Source organism: Pleurocapsa sp. CCALA 161, from assembly GCF_003003995.1.
GTDB lineage: Bacteria > Cyanobacteriota > Cyanobacteriia > Cyanobacteriales > Xenococcaceae > Waterburya.
In genome coordinates this window covers 1-21,321 of record NZ_PVWF01000084.1, presented here as the reverse complement: position 1 = coordinate 21,321, position 21,321 = coordinate 1, and the positions used below count along the sequence as shown (strand labels likewise).

Below are 21,321 nucleotides of genomic sequence, written 5' to 3'. Positions count from 1 at the left end.
AATAAGTTCTAAACTTGGGTCAGCTTCAATATAGTTTTTAATAATTTCTTGAACTGTCTTTTGATCGTCTACTATTAAGACTTTGATCATTAGCTTGTTGTATTTTATTGCAATTAAAACTATATAATAATGCCATCAAATATAACAGATGACTTACCAAAAGTCACATCAAACTATGAAGAGATTACTAAAAACTATGAAGAGGCAACTAAACTGATTAAACTAACAACTAGTATAGTTAGCACTTCAAAATTTAAAATTAGATGAAATCAAATTATTCTGACATTTTTGTTACCCTTTCTACAGATAAAATACAGTTAATGGTAGATTTTTATAGTCAGCTTTTAAATCAGCAACCAACAATATATCAGCCAGGTATTTATGCTGAATTTCAACTACAAGAGCTGAAAATCGCCATTTTTCAGCCAAAAGCTGAACGTTTAGCAGAATTTAGCAATCAGAGTAGCAGCATGAGTCTATGTTTAGAAGTTATTAATTTAGTCGAGGCGATCGCCCATATTTCAGATTTAGGTTATCCACCTCCTGGCGAAATTATTGAAGCATCCCACGGTAGAGAAGTTTATGCCTATGATCCTGGAAACAACCGCTTAATTTTACATCAATCTTTAGTTAAATAGCTTTTATTAGGTGATTCTGTAGATTAATCTGAAATAAACAAAAAGTCAAAGCCTATTACGCACCAGTTAAAATGCCCAATTTTCTCTACATCAACACTTAAACTAACGCGATCGCTCTTTTGGCGATCGCCTTGCTAACATTGAGTAATTCTAACAAAAGGGAGAAAATAAGCGGTTAAAGTCTCGCCTAATAACAACTTTTCTGGCTCGATCAACCAGAAATTTTAGTTAAAGTCTCTTGCAATCTAGTTTTGTCAGCACCTAATTGATTTAGCAGCAACCAAGTTTGAGTTAGATCTGGCCCATGTAGTTCTCCTGTTAAACTCGCCCGTAGCGACCGCATAACCAAACCTTTTTTAACTTTCTGGCTTTTTGTTACCTGTTTAATCAAGGCTTGAGCATCTTCTTCCGTAAGTGCCTCAGTGCTATTAACGCCTGCTACGATTTCACTGATTACCTCAGCCACTCCTGCTTGCTGGAGTAAATTCATGGCTTCATCGCTATATTCCACCTTATCAGCAAAAAAGATGCTGGTTTCCTTAATTACATCAGTCAAGCGGTTGAGAGTTGGCGCAGTTAAAGCAGTTAAATTTTCCAACCAAGAGCGATCTTGATCGATTTTATAGCCAGCCTCTTGCCAGTAAGGAATCAAAAGATCGGTTAATTGATCGACAGGCATTGTATGGAGATACTGACTATTAATCCAATCTAGTTTATCCCAGTCAAATTTTGCCCCAGCCTTGTTGACTCGATCTAAATCGAATTCTGCTGCTGCTTCCTCTAAAGTAAAGATCTCCTTAGTTGAATCAGGAAAAGTCCAGCCTAACAAGGTCATATAGTTAACTAACGCTTGAGGTAGAAAACCCATTTTGCGAAAATCATCAATCGAGGTAACGCCGTCTCGCTTTGATAACTTGCGTCCTTCTTGATTCAAAATCAAAGGACTATGGGCAAAGATAGGAATTTCTGCGTCCAAGGCTTCATAGAGCAAAATTTGTTTAGCAGTATTAGCAATATGATCTTCACCCCGAATTACGTGGGTGATCTGCATATCGATATCATCAACTACCACCGCCAGATTATACAAAGCCTGTCCATAATGCTCGTAATTCTCAGCAGCGCGGGCAATCACCATATCACCGCCCAAATCACTACCCTGCCAACTGACAGAATCCCTAATAGCATCTTGCCAAATTATCTGGCGATCGCTATCAATTTTAAAACGAATTACTGGCTTACGCCCTTGCGCCTCAAATGCCTGTTTTTCTTCAGGAGTCAGATGGCGATGGCGATTATCATAGCCAGGTGCTTTACCTTGCGCCTTTTGAGTTTCCCGCATCTCGTCCAATTCTTCAGGAGTGCAATAGCAGGGATAGGCAAAACCTTGATCTAGTAAAGTTTGTACTGCTTGCTGATATTTATCTAAACGTTGAGTCTGAAAAAAAGGTCCTTCATCCCAAGTTAATCCAAGCCACTTTAATCCTGACTTAATATTCTCCGTATATTCAAGACGCGATCGCGCTGCATCTGTATCTTCAATTCTTAAAACAAAAGTTCCTTGATGATGGTGGGCATATAGCCAGTTAAACACTGCTGTTCTTGCCGTGCCAATGTGTAAATTACCTGTTGGGGAAGGAGCAATCCTGACTCTAACACTCACAAAATACCTCTTGTCTGCAACTAATTTTTGTCTGTGAACCGTATTTTATTGTAGCGAGATTGGGCAACTTCCAGACGAAGGTAGTTCAGCATTCTAGAGCAAATTACCAAAGCGATCGCCCAACAGCAGCTAAAAATTAGTCAAATCGAGATTTAGATAAATATCGCAGCATTTAGCTCAGTAATTGCTCCCATAGCAGCTTAATCTATTTTAATAACTGTGTTATATTACTGAAGAAAATATTGGGCGCAAGACAATACCGTTGTTGCAATTTAGACATCTTAATTTATTTATTGTTAGGGCGATGTAGCCATATTTATGTTTACCGCCAGTCGTGGCAGAAAAAAAGTAAAGTGCTGCACGATTCAACAAACAACAAAGTTATCTGAGTAAGTCAAAACATCGCCACTGTACCAGCGTCCGATTGTAACTATTGAGGTTGACGAGTTGCCAAGTATAGGCTTAGGTAAAGTTTCTCGTACCAACCGTTGAACCACAGTAATTTAGCTAACTAAAGGATTTTATGAATACGCAAGTTATCACCAAAGACAAAACCAGTAAACAAGACTATAAAGTAGCTGATATTTCTCTAGCAAATTGGGGACGCAAAGAAATCTCTATTGCTGAAGGAGAAATGCCCGCATTGATGGCAATTAGAGCCAAATATAGCGAAACTAAGCCTTTACAAGGGGCAAAAATTATCGGCTGTATTCACATGACCATTCAAACGGCGGTTTTAATCGAAACCCTCATTGAATTAGGTGCTGAAGTTCGTTGGTCTTCTTGTAATATCTTTTCGACTCAGGATCATGCTGCTGCGGCGATCGCTGCTGCTGGTATTCCCGTCTATGCTTGGAAAGGAGAAACTGAAGAAGAATACATTTGGTGTATCGAACAAACTTGCTATAGTCCCAATGGCGAACTTTGGGATGCCAACATGATTTTGGATGATGGTGGTGACTTGACTGGTCATATTCATCAAAAGTATCCTCAGATGCTGGATAAAATTCATGGTGTTACGGAAGAAACCACCACTGGAGTTCACCGTCTTTGGGAAATGCTCGAACATGGGGAGTTGAAAATTCCTGCGGTTAACGTGAATGATGCTGTCACTAAAACCAAAAATGATAACAAGTATGGTTGTCGTCACAGTTTAAACGATGCGATCAAACGTGGCTTAGATCACTTGATGGCTGGTAAAAAAGCCCTCGTAATTGGTTACGGTGATGTCGGTAAGGGTTCTGTTGCTTCCCTACAGCAAGAAGGCATGATTGTCAAAGTTGCCGAAGTCGATCCTATCTGCGCAATGCAGGCTTGTATGGATGGTTTTGAAGTTGTATCTCCATACATCAATGGTGTTAATGATGGTACTGTAAACAGCATCAACAAAAACCTTTTGGGTACTTTAGACATGGTTGTTACTGCCACTGGTAATTACAACGTCTGTGATGCCAATATGCTATCTAGCCTCAAAAAAGGTGCAGTAGTTTGTAACATCGGTCATTTCGATAACGAGATTGACACCGCTTTTATGCGTCAAGAATGGCGCTGGGAAGAGGTTAAGCCTCAAGTACATCAAGTGTACCGTAGCGACGATCCTCAAGATTTCTTACTGCTTTTATCTGAAGGACGTTTAGTTAATTTAGGTAATGCCACTGGACACCCTTCCAGAATTATGGATGGTTCTTTTGCCAACCAAGTATTAGCTCAAATGTTCCTATACGAACGTAAGTTTGCTGATAAACCAGCCAGCGAGAAAGCTAATGCCATCACTGTCGAAGTGTTACCCAAGCATCTAGATGAAGAAGTAGCACGCTATATGGTTGCAGGTTTTGATGGTGTGATTACTCAGCTGACAGAAGAACAGGCGAAATACATCAATGTTCCTCTTAATGGTCCTTTCAAAACTGATGCTTACAAATATTAAAAGTCAGTTCGTTTAGCTCTGCCAAAATATAATTCTAGATTTAGGTGGGCTTGTCTCACCTTTTTTTTTGCTTTTTTCAATTTTTTCCTAGTGGGAGGCTTAATTTTTTGGGGTGGAGAATCTTTAAAAGTTTGGATTGAGAAATATTTTGATTGGGTTGCTTGGGGTTTTTTAGCCGTGTTAGCTTTAGGATTTGTAGCTCTTAAATTTTTATGATCATTAGTAATTTGTTTTTGGTATTATTAAGTTTAATAACAATATATTAAATACCTAAATTTTTAAATCAAATGGCAAAACTTTCTGTTGAATTAAATAATTATTTTTTTGCAGAAACCAGAGCAGAAAAAGTAACTTTAGCCGATATTTTAAATTTAACCGAAGAACGAATCTTTGGTTTTTTAATGGCAATTTTAGCTTTGCCATCTGCTCTTCCTTTACCAGCGCCTGGATATTCAACTCCATTTGGCATTGCGCTCTTAGTATTGGCAGTGCAGTTAATTATTGGTCGCGATCGCCCTTGGCTACCAGCCAAAATCCTTCATGGCTCAATGAAGCTAGAAACAGTCCAAAAGTTCGTCAAAATGGGAACTCCTTGGGTTCAGCGCATTGAAAAGGTAACTAAACCGCGTCTAGCATATATTTGTACTAGCCCGATAGGGAAAGCAATGTTAGGAATCGCGATGGCTTTGATGGCGATTTCGATGATGATTCCGATTCCTTTGACCAACACTCTTCCCGCAATGGGCATTTTTGTGATTTCTTTTGGCTTATTAGAAGAAGATGGCTTGATCTGTATTGGTGGATTATTTCTTTGTTCCTTAGGAGCTACCTTGACCACATCCGTGCTAGTTTTTGGGGTGGTTGCGGTAGAACGCTTTATTGGTTTGATTAAAGATTATCTGACTAACTTACTCTAGTTAACTGGTTAAGGGGGATCGCACTTTATTTAAAGACCTTTCTCATCTTGGTGTTAAAATTAGCTAGGCAAAAGCTTGGAAAGGATTAGAAAGATAATCGGCAGTATTTTTTACTAGCGCGATCGCATTTTCATACAGCATTCTTTTTGGTCCTAAAATACCGACGCTACCGACGGGAACGTGATCTTGATAGTAATTGGCAGAAACCAAAGTACAGGTTTGCATCGGTTCTAGGCTGTTTTCCATGCCGATTTTAATGCTTACCCGCTTGAGCGATTCTAATTCGGGAAAGGTAAAAATGATTGGTGATAACTTTTCTTGCTGTTCTTCTAGTAAAGATAAAAGGGTTTGTACTTGCTGCAATTGCGAAAATTCAGGCTGGCGCAAAAGTTCGGCTACGCCATGAATTAGCATCGGACTAGAGTTATCACTCTGTAGCGCAAGTTTCAACTGATTGAGAAGTATTTTTAAAAAGTCTCTATATTGAGCAAACTCGCTGTCTATTTTAGTCCATTTAATACCCTTAATATCCGCCAGACAGCATCCTTTTAACTCACGATCTAAGAAATTTGATAAACGCTGTAGTTTATGATTGATAGTGTTTTCGTCTACTTCTTCTGCTAACGGCGACTCCATTAAAATTGACTGGGTTTGATAAGAATCTGTCACCACAATCAGCATCACCTGATTAGCAGCCACTGGCACCAACTGTATATGACGTAGAGTACTATTCAGTTTTTGCGGAAAAGTAACCAAGGCAATATAGCCGCTAAGGGTAGCCAGAATTTTAGCCGCACGCTGTAATAGGGCTTCAAAATTAGTTCTGGCAATTTGTAACTCTTGCTGGACAATTTTTTGAATTGCTTGGTCAATATTATCGTTAGGAACAATCAAATGATCGACATAGGTACGATAACCCGAATCAGATGGAACTCTCCCCGCAGATGCGTGAGGTTGATAGAGTAATCCTGCTGACTCTAGACGTCCCATCACATTGCGAATTGTGGCGGAACTAACATTAAAATCGTACTGCTGTGCCAAAGTCTTAGAAGCTACTGGTTCAGCCGTGGCAATATAGTGTTTAATAGTGGCTTTTAGTATATTTTGATGTCTAGCGCTCAGTTCTGCTTGATTAACCATTAAATATATTGGGGTTAATAATTATGTAAAATATTTAAGATAGTTTTAAATTTTTGGATAAAGTATAGCCTGTTCGAGATCATAATTACAGTCCATTAATAACGTCTAATGTTGGAATCTACCATCCGCGAATAGGCATCAATTCCTCCACTCACGTTTTTGACCTCGCTAAACCCCCTCATCGCCAGCCATTGACACAGTTGAGCGGATCGCATTCCATGATGACATATAACAATTGTTTCCGCCTCTGGTTTGAGATCGCGCAGAATTTGTTCTGACCACTGTTCAAACTCGCTGAGAGGATAGAGAGTAAAACCTGGAATCTGGGCAAGATCTACTTCACTTTTTTCTCTCACGTCGATTAGCTGTAATGATTGATTAGAAGCTAACAAGTTTGCCAATTGGTTAACATCGATTTCGGGGATTGGAGAATAATACACAGTTATTTAAATACCATTATTAAAAGAATCTGTTGATATTTCATCTTCCCTTAGTTTGATCCCCATCTGTTGTTAATTTTTTTACAAGTCAAGATTAGGGTCGAGGTCTTGTCTTGTCCGTAGAGAAGTCAAAAGGCTAATTGCTACAGTGATTGATAAATGATTGATCAATAATTATGCTGAAGATCGAATCAGCAACAGCTTTAAATTGAGGGAATATCAATATTAAGTTTAAGCGCAGGGTTATTTTCCCAGCGATCGCCAACGTGAGTATAGATGCTGGTAGTACGAGGATCGCTATGACCTAGTAAATCCTGTACCTGACGTAAATCTGCACCCGATCGCAGGGCTAATGTTCCCGCCGTATGCCGTAAACTATGGGCAGAAATAGTTCTTCCAGGAGTATGTTTTAAGTTGGCTAGCTTAAGATAAGTATCAACAATAGTTCTAATCCCCCGACGAGAAATTCGCTGACCCCGCGAATTATTACCCGTAGAGATAAATAAAGGTCTTGTCGGTTGCAATACTTCCCCAGTAATTTCCCGTTGATGTAGATATTCCACCAGCAGACTAGCTAAATCAGGAGTCAGAGGAACTACCCGAATGCTTCTTTTGCCCTCAACTCTGATGCCTAAGTTTTTTCCTTGTCTAACAATGCTGGCAATATCGGCACGGTGCAATTCCACGGTACGTGTTCCTTCTAATGCCATAATTCCCAACATGAGACGATCTCTGGCGGATTTAAGCGACCCATTGCTAGGAATCTTCTCTAATAAAGCTTCGACTTCTTCCTGTTCCAAAAAGGTAATTTTTTCTGCTGGGTCGAACTTTTCTCTTGGGGGCTTAACTCCAGCTGCGGGATTCAAAGAAATCAGACCCTTCTCCACCGCAGCCTGATAAAAACGGCGGACTACTGCTAGCTTGAGGGCGATGGTAGCGGGCTTATATTGCTGCTGCTTCACCATCCAATGACGATATTTTTTAATGTCATCTTTGACGATGGTAACAGGATTTAGCTGATGGCGATCGCACCATTGTAAAAACTGATATAGCTGTCTGGTATAGGTCTTAAGAGTGTCGGCAGAAGCATCTCCCGCACTCACGTCGATATCGAGAAACTCGGCAAATACTACTAGAAGGTTGTTAGTGGTAATAGCGCTAATCTGTGGGACATTAGAAGCAGCTAGCATCGATAATGAACGCCTAATTTCGCATAATCATAGCATAAGCTTCAGCTGAATTAGCTATCAGCTTTCGGAAACTACTTGACTTTTGTATGGGTAAGGAGCTGCCTTGTTCTCATCTGGACTTTATTATCATTGTCGCTGTCGGAATACTTCATAAAGAGCGATCGCTGCTGCCACCGAAGCATTAAGACTGGGAGTTTTTCCTACTAGAGGAATTGCTACTAACTGATCGCAATTTTTTTCGGTTAGCTGGCTTAAACCGCTACCCTCTGAGCCGATAACTAATCCGACAGCACCGCTAAAGTTAGTTTTGTGCAGTAGCTGATCTGTATTGGTAGTGGTGCCGTAGATCCAAAAACCAGCTTCTTTTAATGTGGCGATCGCCTGATTCAAATTGACGACTCTAGCGATCGCCATATTTTCTAAAGCCCCTGCTGCCACTTTCATTACTGTGGAAGTAACACCGACTGCCCGACGCTGGGGAATAACTACGCCTTGGACACCCAAAGCTTCGGCAGTACGAATAATTGCCCCTAAATTGTGAGGATCTTCGATGCCGTCAGCAATCACAACCACTGGCTCATGAGTCTGTTTTGCCTGGTTAATTAATTCTGCTAAGTCCCAATATTCATAGGGTGCAACCTGGGCAGCAATGCCCTGATGATTGCCCCCTTGCGTCAACTGAGACAGGCGCAGAGAACTTACCTCATCAACAATTGTGCCGTTGGCTTTGGCTGCTTTAACCAGAGGATAGAACTGTCCATGAGCGAGTAACTTATCTGTGAGCCAAATACGATTTATTTGGCGATCGCCCTTTAAAGCAGCTAAAACCGCATGACGACCATAGGTTAAATCGATTTCTTCTGTTGGTTGTGGCGTAGAATCAGTAAGAGAAGCGGATGTCGGTTTATTTCTCTTACCGTGGTGAGCAGAAATTTTTGGTTTCACTAGAGCGATAATCCCCAAGAATGAATCAAACAAAGCGGCGACAATTCAAAGATGATCGATGACCTAAGATCATTAACAACCCCAATTAATTTTAGAGAATAAACGGCTCAATTGCTAACTGAATCAAAATCTAATTTACTTAATAATTCTTGTAATCGAGCAGGATTGGTTAAGTGAAGATATCCAATCAACGCTTCTAAGCCTGTAGCTTGTTGATATGTTTGACGAGATAGACGGCGTGGCTTGGTAACACAAGCATTGCGTCCACGACGTAAAATCTCTTTTTCTGCATCTGTTAGATCTGGCAACAGCAGTGCCAAATGAACCGCCTGACTTTCGGCTCTCACCTGGGTAACAACCTGACTATGATAACTAGCCATGCGTTTGGGAGGCAGGAGAAACGTAGTACGAACATATAGTTCAAATACAGCATCTCCAATATATGCTAAAGCGATCGGCGATAGCCTTTCAATCTGAATTAAGCGATCTGCTAGGCTGAGATCTGCCATTTTCCCTTGATTCGCCCAAGTTTGAACCGTGTCTGTTGGCGCATTGTTACTATTATTTGGCTATTTTAGTTGACTCAAGTAAATCTACATCCAAAAAAGAACGTTATTTTTTGATATTTTCTAGCGCTATCTCCACAGAAGGCTGGAGAGAAAGAAATTTCTCTAAACGAACTAGCTTAACGGTTTGTGTGACTCGTGGGTTGGTGACAACCTGCAAGCTTCCACCAGCAGTTTGCGCCTGTTTGACGAGCTGCACTAAAGCGCCTAAACCAGAACTATCGATAAAATCAATTTGTGCTAGAACCAAAATTATGTTATGTGGTCCTTCCTCTATACAATTACCAATGACTTTACGAAATGCAGGTTCAGAAAAGGCATCTAGTAATCCAGTAAGACGAAATATTTGGTGATCTTCCCTGACTTCGCGAGTGCCTCTTAAGCTCACAGTCAGGTTTAGCTGCTCAGGAATAATCCCCTCCTCAACTGTACCTTTGGTTTTCTACAGTAAAACAGTAAACATTACTCCACAAGGGTGTTGTGATACTGTTGACTTTGTCAATGGTAAAGTATAGCCCATTTTTGCGGGTAATGTTAACTATCGAATTGAACATTTTGAATTGTCTGATTATTTTAAATTTTGGGTAAGTAAACAGTAACTCGATATTTGGCGATAAAAAACCCCACTTTTTTGAGTCAAAGTAGGGTTGCAGAGCAAGAGGAATTATGTTTATGAGTTTGTCTGTATCTATGGAGCTGATAGTAATTTAGATAAGATTTTTTCTTTGATGTAGGAAAATATTATCGTTCTAAAACGATAAATACATTAGTGTAAACACTGAAGTTTAGCGATCGCTATCACTTTTTTGGTTATTTATACGTAATACGTAGTTTTTTAGCGATCGCCTTTAGAGTAGGCGGGCTTCGTTATAAAGTAGGCATAAATCCTTTAAATCTAGGCAATATTTTTACTTGGTTAACTTAGAAATAAAAAATATAAATAATAATGTCAATTTTGCAATTAAAGTCAACATTTCATTACAATCGTCTCAAGTTAATTAGCATCAACCGTTGGTTAATTGTGTTGCTGGCTCTTGTTTTGGTCATTGGGATGGCAATTTTGCCTGCCTGGACACAACAGCCGATCCCCATTACCACTTTGATTAGGGCTGATGAAGCGCAACAGCTACAGCCTTTAGTGGCTAAATTCAATCAACAGCATCCTGAGATCGAGTTTAAGATTATTGAAGCCCCTAGTGATACTAACCAGGTGGAAGATTTATATACATCTTCTTTTTTGCTAGGAAATTCTCCATATGATCTGGTTTACATGGATATAGTTTGGACTCCCAAATTTGCCGCAGCAGGATGGTTAAGGGATATTAGCGATCGCCTTACTCCAGAAGCAGCGCAACAGTATCTAGCAGAGGATATTGCAGGAGGAACATATCAAGATAAGCTTTACCGTCTACCTTTTCGTTCTGATGCGGGAATGCTTTATTATCGTCAGGATTTGCTAGAACAAGCAGGCTATGAACCTCCAGAAACTTTTGCACAATTACTGACTATCTCCCAGGATCTCCAACAGAAGGGATTGGTAGATTGGGGCTATGTCTGGCAAGGTAAACAATTTGAAGGATTGGCAGCCATGTTTGTAGAAGTCTTAGAGGGAAATGGTGCTTATTGGGTTAACCCAGACACTTTGGCAGTAGGGCTAGATCGACCAGAAGCGATCGCCTCAGTCGAATTTTTACGTACAGCGATCGCCCAAAAAATTTCTCCTCCTGGAGTTACAACCTATGCTGAAGAAGAAACCCGTCTTTTATTTCAAAATGGCAAAGTTGCTTTTTTAAGAAATTGGCCCTATGTCTATAGTTTGGCAGTAGATTCGGCGATCGCTGGCAAATATCAGATCAAGCCCATGGTTCATGCTGTCGGTAAACAGAGTGGTGCTACCTTAGGAGGTTGGGGACTAGGAATTTCGACCACGACTAAACATCCTGACGCAGCGTGGCAAGTAATAGAATTTCTCAGCAGCGCGGAGTCTCAACGAGAATTTATTCTAGACACTGGTTTTGTCCCCAGTCGGGTGGCTTTATTTAATGACCCTGAAATTGTTGCTAAATACAACTATTATCCTCAACTACTAAATGTAGTACAAAAATCTGTCCTACGTCCCCCCATCGCCCAGTATGCTCAAGCCTCGGATATTCTTCAGCGCTATCTTAGCGCTGCTATTACTGGCAAAATGACTTCAGCCGAGGCGATGCGAAATGCAGCTAATGAAACGAGAAATTTGTTAGGAAGATGATTCAACTTCAGACGGAGTTGAAATTTCTGTTTCCAATTCGACTTCAACTACGGGTTCTTCGATAATTCCTTTACGGCGATCGCTTAAGCGACGCAAGACACCATTAATAAACCTAAATCCATCCTCATCAGAGTAGCGTTTGGCCAATTCTACTGATTCATTGATGGCTACCTTTTCAGGCACTTGTAAATAGAGGATCTCCGCCACTGAGATTCTCAGGATATCTCGATCTATTTTAGGTAGTCGGCTAAGCTGCCAGCCAACTAAGACATTCTCAATTTCTGCCTCAATTTCTTGACGATAATCGTTGACAGTGACAATTAGTTCTGTAGCGTACTGTCTTACCTGTTCTTTATTGGTTAGCTGCAAAAACTCGGGAAATTCAATCGCCACACCGACTCGATTGATAGCGGCTTGGGAAACTGCCAAAGCCTCTTGAATCATTACCTTGGCACTATCCAAATCACTAGCGCGAGTTTCGCTATTTAATAGACGTTCTTCCCCCCGCTTAATCTCTCCTGAAGCAGCTTCAAGGTTATCTTGAACTTCGATGGTCAAAGTACGAATAGCTGCTAAAACAAGGCTATCTAGATCTTCTGTAGTTAGCTTACCTTGTTTAGTTTTGACCTGACTAATACTCAGCAATGCTAATTCGCGAGCAATACTTCGGGGTTGTTTACGTAGAGCCATGTTTTAGCAGTAGTGAATCAAAATATAGATGCTTAATAATTCCATCAAGCTCAATCATTATACTGTCTTGTTTCGACTAACTTTCTTCTTCTACGGAAATTAATTCAGACGGTTCAGCACAAAAAACACAAACAGCATAATTTACACAACTTCTGGTGACGGTTTGGGAATAGAAATTGTCGGTTTAACCTCTGGCATTCCTGGACTCACAATTCCTCCTGAAATTAGCACTTTAAAAGCATCTTCAATAGAAATATCAATATCGATCACCTCGTGTTGCGGAACTACCGTATACCAGCCAGAAGTGGGGTTGGGAGTAGTCGGAATAAAAACGCTAGTCATCTCTTCTTGAAGATGAGTTTGCAGTTGAGGACTAACTTTACCTGTGACAAATCCGATCGTCCAAACGCCCTTACGGGGGTATTCAACTAACACCACTCTTCTAAATTTAGTTTTAGAATCACTCAAAAGAGTCTCAAGAATTTGCTTAAGCGTTTTATAGACCGAACCAGCTAGAGGAATTGCTTGCAGAAACTGTTCTCCAAAATCCAATAGCCAGCGACCAGCAATATTTCTTGCCATCAAGCCAATGATCAAGATGCTCAATAGCGGAACAGTAAACCCCACAGAGAAATTAAGCACATCAGTCAAAATTGGATTTAACCCATCAAAAGGATTAATCTGCTTGGGAATACGAGTAAACAAATTAATCGCCCACTTTGCTGTCGAAACGGACAGCCAAATAGTTGTTGCCAGAGGGATAACTACCAGTAAACCAGCGATTAAGTCGCTTTTTAAATCTTGTTTTAAACGTTGCAGCACAGAGCAACTACTCTCCTTACAACTAAAATTGTATTATTGCACTTTATATATTAGTTTTAAAGCTTATGAATAACTGTTGCAAGTGTTGACATCAACACAAACAAATAGAGTAGGCTGAGTGCTGTTAAATAAATAATAAATATTTAATAAATATTTCTTTGACCTGGGGAAAATTAAGATGGCTGCTATGAACCGACATGTAGAAATTTTGGCTGATCAATTTGCCTTAATTGAGCGATCGCGTAAAATCGTGGTTGACCTTATACATGAGGCAGTCAATGCTAGCGATCGCTTCACCATCGCTTTATCTGGTGGCAGCACTCCTAAAAATCTCTACGCAGCTTTGGCAAATGAATCTTTGCCCTGGTCAAAAATACATGTTTTTTGGGGAGACGAGCGCTATGTACCCGCTACCCATCAAGATAGTAATCAGTTGATGGCGCGTCAAGCCTGGCTAGACAAGATTGAAATTCCTGCCAGCAACATTCACCCGATGAATACTACGGGGGCAGATCCTCAACAAGACGCTCAACGTTATGAAGTTGAATTGAGAGAATTTTTTCAAAAGCCCCAGGGTTTTCCTGCTTTCGATTTAATTCTTTTGGGTATGGGAGATGATGGACATACCGCCTCACTGTTTCCCCATACAGATGCTTTATCAGTGGGCGATCGCCTAATCACGGTTGGCAACAAAGATGGTCAACCTCGTCTTACCTTCTCCGTCCCCCTAATTAATCAGGCAAACTACGTTTTATTTATAGTTGCAGGGGCAAATAAACGTCCTGCGTTAAAACAGGTTTTTGCTACTCAAGGAGACGAAATGCAATATCCTTCTCGTTTGATTCAACCTCAAGGAGAATTATTATGGCTCTTAGACCAAGCCGCAGCAGCAGAACTATAAAGCTTACAACCGATTGACCAACAACGTAGTGTCTTAACTAGGACTTACGCACCTAGTTTTTAATCGAGACTGGTAAAAGGTTAAAGGATTTATTTTCCCCTTTGTCCCTTTCTCTTTACCCCTAATAAAACCTTGATTTTTCGTTTCACTGTGTAAGTCCTATTAACTTGACACCAATGGGCATGAATATTTATATTTCTGAAGTTTAATCCAAAATCTTCACAGCTTCTTCAGATTTAAAAACTATATTTAGATGAGATTGAAGCATTGGCTGCAATTTAGTAAATTTAACATTCTTTAATTTAAACATCGAATACGCTTACTATCTTTATCAAAAACTTGGTTTAAACAATTATGAATACTCTAAATAGCTGTCCTTGCTGCTCTAACTCATTAATACATCATTTTACTAATCACCGAGAATACTGGTTTTGCCGTCATTGTTGGTCAGAGATGCCCAACTTAAAATCTTTTCGAGTGAAAAAAAATCAGGAGTCAGCGAACGTTATTAACTTATCAACTAAATTTTCTAAGTTTCGTAAACCAGTATTAGTTAGTTAGTTAGTTGGCGAGTTGAGCTTTACAAACAATTTAAAAAGTTGAGCAAATGTTGGAAATGATTAATTATTAGTCGTTAGTTGTCAGTTGTTAAGGTGATATTTTCTAATTATGACTAATGATCTTTTAAAATTAATTACCCAAATGCAGCAGCCCAGTTTTTATCCTCATGCTGTAGCAAACATTGAATTAATTCAAACTCATGCTTCTCTAGTTTTTTTGACGGGAGAATATACTTATAAAGTTAAAAAGAGTGTTGACTATGGTTTTCTTGATTATTCCACGTTAGATAAGAGAAAGCATTTTATCGAAACAGAGTTTAAACTTAATCAGAAGATCGCTCCTGAACTTTATCTAGAAGTTATTCCCATCAGCAAACTTGATACTCAGCTAGTTCTTAATAGTTCAAAAAACATTGTGGAATACGCTTTAAAAATGCGTCAATTTCCCCAGGAAAACCTATTTAGTAATCTTTTGAAAGCAGATAAGTTGTCAAGCGATCGCTTTATTGAACTAGGTAAGATTGTCGCTCAATTTCATATTTCTGCGGAGACTAATGATCACATTAGCAGTTTTGGTACGGTAGTCAATCTAAATGCTGCTTTTATAGAAAACTATCAACAATCTCAAAAGTACATCGGCACAGTTCAAACCAAAAAGCAGTTTGAAGCCACCAAAGCATATACTGATTCTTTTTTTGATGAGAGAAAAAACTTATTTCAAGCTAGGCGCGATCGCCATAAAATCAAAGAATGTCACGGAGATTTGCACCTCAAGAATATTTGCTTGTGGCAAGACAAAATTCAATTATTTGATCGCATTGAATTTAATGAATCTTTTCGCTTTGTTGACACTATGTATGATGTGGCATTCACCGTTATGGACTTAGAAGCGAGAGAAAAACCAGAGTTTGCTAATGCTTTCTTAAATAGCTACCTGGAATATACGGGAGACTGGGCAGGATTACTGGTATTGCCTTTATATTTAAGCAGACAAGCTTATGTTAGAGCGAAAGTAAACTCATTTTTACTCGACGATCCTCAAATTAGTGAAGCTGAAAAACAAAAGGCTGAACAAACTGCCAGTGATTATTATCGCCAGGCTTATCAATATACTCAAAGAAAATTGGGCGGTTTGATTTTAATGTCTGGCTTATCAGGTTCTGGTAAAAGTACGGTGGCAAAAAGGATTGCTCATGATATAGGTGCGATCCACATTCGTTCTGATGCCGTCCGCAAACATTTGGCGGGAATAGCTTTAGAGAAGCCAGGAACAGAGAGCATTTATACTCCAGAGATGACACAGAAAACCTATGAGTGCCTGTTAGAATTAGGTACAATGCTAGCTAAAGAAGGATATACCGTAATCCTGGATGCCAAATACGATCGCCTTGCTTTAAGGCAGCCAGCTATTACTGAGGCTCAAAGTTTAAATATTCCCCTCAAAATAGTTCACTGTACTGCACCAATATCGGTGTTGCGCGATCGCTTAAACCAACGTCAACATGATATCTCTGATGCAGGAGCAGATTTAATTGACAGTCAAAAAGCAAATGCCGAAAATTTCACCACAGAAGAACAAAGATATATAACTACTGTAGATACATCTAGAGCGGATTGGCGCAGCGAAGCGATCGCTCTTGGTTTAGCTTAAGTTTTTGCTGGAATTCGTCGTAATTTTCAATTGATACAATAACTTCACTCTCAGCCCACAGATTTTCGTTTTAATATTAATATTATTAATATTTGTATATTATGTCTGATGTGAATTAAGAAATTCAAAAAACTTCATTTGGTAGCGATAAACCATAAACTATTCTTTGAGTATGATGCTAATTAATTGGTTCAAATAACTGATTTAAAAGCTAAAAGTTGTCCTAAAGGATTCCTTAAAGGGTATATCCACAGGTGTCCCTAAAGGGATATGTTATGCCCTTGTGGTACACTTCGATATATCCTTTAGGACAGCTTCGGATAAGCTTCACGTCAGAGCTTCTTAGCTTCGAATCAATTCATTTGAACGAAGCTAATTCACATTTCCATGGCTTTACTAGAGCTGACGGTTGGCATATGGCAACCCATGTAGCAGTATTTGGTATTACCGTATTTGCTTATTGAATACCCATGAATTCTCATTTAAATGTTTCAGGCTTGAAGGGAGTATCCGAAACTCTGTTGACCACGCTTTATCTTAGAAGTTTAGAAACTAAAAGGAAAGATGGAATTATTAAAGATGACTATTCAGTTGAGATTGTCAAAAAAATTAATTATAATTTTGCCGTAAAAGATTCTCAGTTTACTCAAGCTCTTATCGCTATCAGAACAGAAATTATCGATGAATTAGTCAAAAAATTTATCAATCAATATCCTCAAGCCACAATCATTAGTCTAGGCACGGGTTTATGTACCAGATTTTTCCGAGTTGATAATGGTTCAATTAACTGTTTTTGTGTTGATTTACCAGAAGTGAAGCTGGTTTGGGATAATTTAATTGATGAATCAGCACGGCTAGATTATTTAGGTTATTCCGCTTTAGACTTTCAATGGATTCAAAAGATTCAAGCAACAGCGCCAGATAAAGTATTAGTTATTGCTGAAGGTTTGTTGATGTATTTTTCCGAGATGGAAGTAAAGCAATTATTTAACGCTATTAAAAATAATTTTGCTCAATCAGAAATAGTATTTGATTCATTAGGTATATTTTTAGCACAACGTAGCCGAATTAATTCTGGCAAACTAAATATAGATGCGTCCTACAATTGGGGTATCAAGAATTTAAAGGAAATCGAAACTTGGGATCGGGGAATTAAATTACTAGAGCAATGGCATTATCTTGACATGCATAAAGAGCGACTAGGATTAATGGGCTGGCTAAGTTATTTGCCCGCGATCAGAAATCAGGTAAAAATAGGTCACTTTCAATTTAACTGATCAAAAATAATGTAAGAATGTAAAGATGTACTGGCATCGGCTCAAAAGCTAGCTTACCAATATACTTTTGCAGTTGCCTGCATGAGCCAAGGATGTCCCCACCAAAACAACATCACAAAGGCTGCTATCCCTAAATAGGCTGGGCGTAAATATTCCTGCCATTTAATTGTTTGACGACCATCCAGAATCGCCAGAAAAGGAACTACAGAAGTTCGCGCCTTAACCTTGGCAAAGGCTTCTCCATATCTTGCTTGTAAACGGCGATCGCCATGCCAAACAGCAAATAAATGATGGGCAATTAATCCCACTGAGGTCACGATGGTAAAAGTCGTTCCCAACCAGAGAGTATGAGCAATACACCAGATAACTTGCCCAACCATTTGAGGATGACGAGTGATGCGAATAATCCCTGTTTCAAACAGATATACCTGGGGTTTTTGCACCGCAGCAATTTCTAAGAGGTTGAAGGTTGCTGGATAAAGAAAGACAAAAGAGATCGCCGATAAAGTCCAAACCAAAGCTTTAACTCCTGGAACTCCCTGCACCTGCCATAACTGCACACCATCATAGCGATGATTAAAAAAATAAATGATTAAAATAGTGGCAAAAGGGATGCTGATTAAAGCAAAAATTACTCGGTATAACCTAGCGCCGATTTTAGTTTCTGCCCAAGGGCGTAGGGCAGCCATCCCACTATGGGCGATCGCAAACCCGAGCAGCAAGCCCACCATAATTAGGTGACTGTTATTTAGCCAGTTAAAATTGCTCAAAGAAATAGTCATATATATATATTATTAATCACTTACCCTGAGGGCAATAATTAAAAGTTAATTGCGTACCCTAATCGTGATACTGTGCAAATAAAGAACACGAAAATTATTAAATATATAGCAGTATTAATAATACGTTTAAATAACGCTCGATTGACCAAACTTTTTTTATAAACTTGTTACTGGGATTGGTATGTCTGATATTCCTTTTACTTTAGATCAACTTCGAATACTTAAGGCGATTTCTACAGAAGGAAGCTTCAAGCGGGCTGCCGATAGCCTTTATGTTTCTCAACCCGCTGTCAGTCTTCAAGTACAAAATTTAGAAAAGCAATTAAATGTTCCTTTGTTTGACCGTGGTGGAAGACGAGCCCAGTTAACAGAAGCAGGGCATTTGCTTTTGAGTTATGGCGAAAAAGTGATTTCATTATGCCAGGAAACCTGTCGGGCAATTGAAGACCTGCAAAATCTCCAAGGTGGCACGTTAATTGTGGGAGCATCCCAAACTACAGGCACATATTTAATTCCCTGCATGATTGGTTTATTTCGCGAAAAGTATCCCGATGTTTCAGTACAGCTTCAGGTTCATTCGACTCGACGAACTTCCTGGGCGGTGGCTAACGGACAGGTTGACTTAGCAATTATTGGGGGCGAAGTACCGACAGAGTTACAGGACGTACTCAATGTGATTCCTTATGCTGATGATGAACTGGCTTTGGTCTTGCCACCTAATCATGCTTTGGCGCAAGAGGAAGCAATTCAAAAAGAGGATTTGTATAAGCTGAAGTTTATTACATTAGACTCACAATCAACAATCCGCAAGGTAATTGATAAAGTTCTCGCCCGTTATGAAATCGATCCCAAGCGCTTAAAAATTGAGATGGAGCTAAATTCGATTGAGGCGATTAAAAACGCCGTGCAGTCTGGGTTAGGAGCAGCTTTTGTCTCTACTACGGCGATCGCCAAAGAACTAGAAATGGGAGTTTTGCATCAGGCAAAGATTAAGGAAGTTGATATCGGTAGAACTTTAGCGGTAATTGTCAATCCCAATCGTTATTGTTCCAAAGCGGCAGAAGCATTTAGCAAAGAAATTCTACCTCAGTTTACAACTAGAGAAGAGTTTAAAAACCTGGATAGTCTGTACAAAAACATTATTGAAGTAAGCTAAAATCTTCGGCGATTTCTTAAATCCCTCAGTACAATGAGCAAATAACTATTTAACAGTGACTAATAACAGTTGTGTTGACTGTAGATTAAATTTCTCACTGACAATTGCTCGCTGCTGAAGATGGAAATTATTTGTACTCGCCCTAGTTGTGTAAAACCGCTCAATTCTTTCCCTGATTTGGATACAGAAGCGAAAATTAGGACAGTACAGCAAAGATACTGTAGCGCTTGTGGAATGCCCTTATTGCTCGCCGATCGCTATCTCCCTTCAAAGCTATTAGGACAGGGTGGATTTGGTGCTGCCTTTTTAGCTTGCGATCGCTATAAGCCGAAGTTACCTTTATGTGTTGTCAAGCAGTTTAAGCCTTCTAATGACCTTGATGCCGATGAGCGAGCAGTTGCCCAAAAGCTATTTGAAACAGAAGCCGTTGTTTTAGAAGAGCTTGGTCAAAAACATCCCCAAATTCCCAATTTATATGCTTTTTTTACCCCCATAGTCCAGAATAAGCAGCGGACAGGAGAAGAACAATATTTTTACTTGGCACAAGAATTTATTGATGGACAGGATTTAGAACAAGAATTAGCAGAGAAAGGTAGGTTTTCCGAAGCTGAGGTGATTGAAGTTTTAACCGAGATTCTCAAAATATTAGAGTTGGTTCACGACAACAATACCATCCATCGAGATATTAAACCCTCTAACATCATGCGTAATAAGCAAGGAGTTCTATATCTGCTAGATTTTGGTGCAGTCAAGCAAATTGCAGCAGGAGGGGGTAACCCTAAAAAATCTACAGGTATTTATTCAATGGGTTTTGCTCCTCCTGAACAAATGTCAGGTGGGCAAATATATCCCTCAACTGATATCTATGCTTTGGCGGTTACCTGTATTAATTTATTAACAGGGAAAGAGGTAGAAGAACTCTACGACTCATTTAACAATACTTGGCAGTGGGATAGTTTTGCACCGAACATTAGCGATCGCTTGAAGCAGATTCTGAATAAGATGCTGCTGCCAACTCCTTCTCAGCGTTTTCATTCGGCTCAAGAGGCTCTAACAGCTCTGGTGGTGCAACCAAACCAGGTTAATTCTATTTTGCCACTTAAGTCTAGTCCAAATATTACGCCCACCAAACCAATCTTAACTCCTAAACAAAACCAACCATTGATATCTACTGTGTCGAATTTTTCCAATTCCCCCACTCCTTTTAATACAGTCATCCCCCCAGTTCCTGTTGTTCCTAATACGTCTGCCAAACCTGTTCGTCAGGCAAGAACAAAACATCCTTTTACCCTCACAGAAGTTCTTGGTAGTGCTGCTTTTATTGGTTTTGAAGGAGCATTAATCTCCATTGGCTTAATTAGCTGGTTAGCTTTTTCGGGAGAGAGTTTGGGAGTGATCGGTGCGATTATGGGGGGCATCACTTTTGCGCTTTATCGTCGCATTATTGAAAAACTCGATCTGGTGATTTTTGCCCTCATTACTGCTGGAGTGGTGATTTTCATGCCTAAATTACAGGGAACTTTCACAATTCAAACTGTCTTGATTATTGCTACCATATCAGCTGCGGGAGCGATCGCCATTACCGCTTTTTTCCGTCTCGTATATCAACTACTATCTCGTTTCCTGTAAAGACTAAAAGATAGTCACTAGTAAAGAGAAAATCCCAGCACTTAATATTGCAGCGACAGGCAAAGTTACAATCCAGGCTAAAGCTACAGATTTAATCGTCTCCCACTTAACATCCTGATTGCGCGAGGCTAAACCAATCCCGATCACGCTACCAACTAAAGCATGAGAAGTAGAAACGG

General features: G+C 39.6%; 20 protein-coding genes. 9 read left to right on the top strand and 11 right to left on the bottom strand.

Going from position 1 to position 21,321, the window contains the following annotated elements:
• The first annotated feature begins 263 nt into the window (after positions 1-263).
• Positions 264-638 (top strand): glyoxalase, encoded by a 375-nt coding sequence (locus tag C7B62_RS17880; RefSeq protein WP_106239978.1) that lies wholly within the window; start codon positions 264-266, stop codon positions 636-638.
• Positions 639-849: 211 nt separating this feature from the next.
• Here the strand turns inward: C7B62_RS17880 and gltX are convergent, their stop codons facing one another.
• Positions 850-2,298 (bottom strand): glutamate--tRNA ligase, encoded by a 1,449-nt coding sequence (gene gltX / locus C7B62_RS17875; protein ID WP_106239974.1) that lies wholly within the window; start codon positions 2,296-2,298, stop codon positions 850-852.
• Between the two features lie 523 nt (positions 2,299-2,821).
• Between gltX and ahcY the strand changes: the two genes are divergently transcribed.
• Together ahcY and C7B62_RS17860 are read left to right on the top strand one after the other, a co-directional pair.
• Positions 2,822-4,225 carry an adenosylhomocysteinase gene (gene ahcY / locus C7B62_RS17870; RefSeq protein WP_106239970.1) on the top strand — a complete coding sequence of 468 codons (1,404 nt, stop codon included), beginning with the start codon at positions 2,822-2,824 and terminating at the stop codon, positions 4,223-4,225.
• 287 nt (positions 4,226-4,512) lie between these two features.
• Positions 4,513-5,142: an exopolysaccharide biosynthesis protein gene (locus tag C7B62_RS17860; protein WP_106239967.1), complete on the top strand. Its 630-nt coding sequence runs from the start codon at positions 4,513-4,515 to the stop codon at positions 5,140-5,142.
• A 63-nt stretch (positions 5,143-5,205) separates the two neighbouring features.
• On the opposite strand, the gene hrcA is transcribed toward C7B62_RS17860, so the two are convergent.
• From hrcA to C7B62_RS17830, 6 genes are all read right to left on the bottom strand, one after another.
• Complete coding sequence (gene hrcA, locus C7B62_RS17855) at positions 5,206-6,282, bottom strand: heat-inducible transcriptional repressor HrcA (protein WP_106239963.1); 1,077 nt, start codon at positions 6,280-6,282, stop codon at positions 5,206-5,208.
• A 95-nt stretch (positions 6,283-6,377) separates the two neighbouring features.
• Complete coding sequence (locus C7B62_RS17850) at positions 6,378-6,722, bottom strand: rhodanese-like domain-containing protein (RefSeq protein WP_106239960.1); 345 nt, start codon at positions 6,720-6,722, stop codon at positions 6,378-6,380.
• 203 nt (positions 6,723-6,925) lie between these two features.
• Entirely contained in the window at positions 6,926-7,912 is a 987-nt protein-coding gene (locus C7B62_RS17845) for a tyrosine-type recombinase/integrase (protein WP_106239956.1), read from the bottom strand.
• A 126-nt stretch (positions 7,913-8,038) separates the two neighbouring features.
• Positions 8,039-8,869 (bottom strand): 23S rRNA (guanosine(2251)-2'-O)-methyltransferase RlmB, encoded by an 831-nt coding sequence (rlmB, locus tag C7B62_RS17840; RefSeq protein WP_370304044.1) that lies wholly within the window; start codon positions 8,867-8,869, stop codon positions 8,039-8,041.
• A gap of 95 nt (positions 8,870-8,964) precedes the next feature.
• Positions 8,965-9,366, bottom strand: a complete 402-nt coding sequence (locus C7B62_RS17835; protein ID WP_106239949.1) for a Mini-ribonuclease 3 — start codon at positions 9,364-9,366, stop codon at positions 8,965-8,967.
• 103 nt (positions 9,367-9,469) lie between these two features.
• Entirely contained in the window at positions 9,470-9,811 is a 342-nt protein-coding gene (locus tag C7B62_RS17830) for an STAS domain-containing protein (RefSeq protein WP_106239946.1), read from the bottom strand.
• Positions 9,812-10,369: 558 nt separating this feature from the next.
• On the opposite strand from C7B62_RS17830, the gene C7B62_RS17825 reads away from it, so the two are divergent.
• On the top strand, positions 10,370-11,674 hold the full coding sequence (locus C7B62_RS17825) for an ABC transporter substrate-binding protein (protein WP_106239943.1): 1,305 nt from the start codon (positions 10,370-10,372) through the stop codon (positions 11,672-11,674).
• On the opposite strand, the gene nusB is transcribed toward C7B62_RS17825, so the two are convergent.
• Together nusB and C7B62_RS17815 are read right to left on the bottom strand one after the other, a co-directional pair.
• Positions 11,663-12,364, bottom strand: coding sequence for a transcription antitermination factor NusB (gene nusB, locus C7B62_RS17820; protein WP_106239939.1), 702 nt, complete (start codon positions 12,362-12,364; stop codon positions 11,663-11,665). The two genes, C7B62_RS17825 and nusB, sit on opposite strands and share 12 nt — an antisense overlap.
• 141 nt (positions 12,365-12,505) lie before the next feature.
• Positions 12,506-13,186 (bottom strand): DUF502 domain-containing protein, encoded by a 681-nt coding sequence (locus C7B62_RS17815; protein ID WP_106239935.1) that lies wholly within the window; start codon positions 13,184-13,186, stop codon positions 12,506-12,508.
• A 187-nt stretch (positions 13,187-13,373) separates the two neighbouring features.
• On the opposite strand from C7B62_RS17815, the gene pgl reads away from it, so the two are divergent.
• The 3 genes from pgl (at position 13,374) to C7B62_RS17800 (ending at position 17,575) form a co-directional block, all read left to right on the top strand.
• Positions 13,374-14,087, top strand: coding sequence for a 6-phosphogluconolactonase (pgl, locus tag C7B62_RS17810; RefSeq protein WP_106239981.1), 714 nt, complete (start codon positions 13,374-13,376; stop codon positions 14,085-14,087).
• 669 nt (positions 14,088-14,756) lie between these two features.
• On the top strand, positions 14,757-16,298 hold the full coding sequence (locus C7B62_RS17805; protein ID WP_106239929.1) for a bifunctional aminoglycoside phosphotransferase/ATP-binding protein: 1,542 nt from the start codon (positions 14,757-14,759) through the stop codon (positions 16,296-16,298).
• 470 nt (positions 16,299-16,768) lie between these two features.
• Complete coding sequence (locus C7B62_RS17800; protein WP_106239926.1) at positions 16,769-17,575, top strand: class I SAM-dependent methyltransferase; 807 nt, start codon at positions 16,769-16,771, stop codon at positions 17,573-17,575.
• 53 nt (positions 17,576-17,628) lie between these two features.
• Here the strand turns inward: C7B62_RS17800 and C7B62_RS17795 are convergent, their stop codons facing one another.
• Positions 17,629-18,357: an NnrU family protein gene (locus tag C7B62_RS17795; protein ID WP_106239922.1), complete on the bottom strand. Its 729-nt coding sequence runs from the start codon at positions 18,355-18,357 to the stop codon at positions 17,629-17,631.
• 181 nt (positions 18,358-18,538) lie between these two features.
• On the opposite strand from C7B62_RS17795, the gene C7B62_RS17790 reads away from it, so the two are divergent.
• Together C7B62_RS17790 and C7B62_RS17785 are read left to right on the top strand one after the other, a co-directional pair.
• Positions 18,539-19,513: a LysR family transcriptional regulator gene (locus tag C7B62_RS17790; RefSeq protein WP_106239918.1), complete on the top strand. Its 975-nt coding sequence runs from the start codon at positions 18,539-18,541 to the stop codon at positions 19,511-19,513.
• A gap of 120 nt (positions 19,514-19,633) precedes the next feature.
• A complete protein-coding gene (locus C7B62_RS17785) occupies positions 19,634-21,142 on the top strand; it encodes a serine/threonine-protein kinase (protein WP_106239914.1) in 1,509 nt (502 codons plus the stop codon).
• 3 nt (positions 21,143-21,145) lie between these two features.
• Here the strand turns inward: C7B62_RS17785 and C7B62_RS17780 are convergent.
• Positions 21,146-21,321 (bottom strand): inorganic phosphate transporter (locus tag C7B62_RS17780; RefSeq protein ID WP_199194256.1); only part of this gene is annotated, 176 nt, incomplete at its 5' end.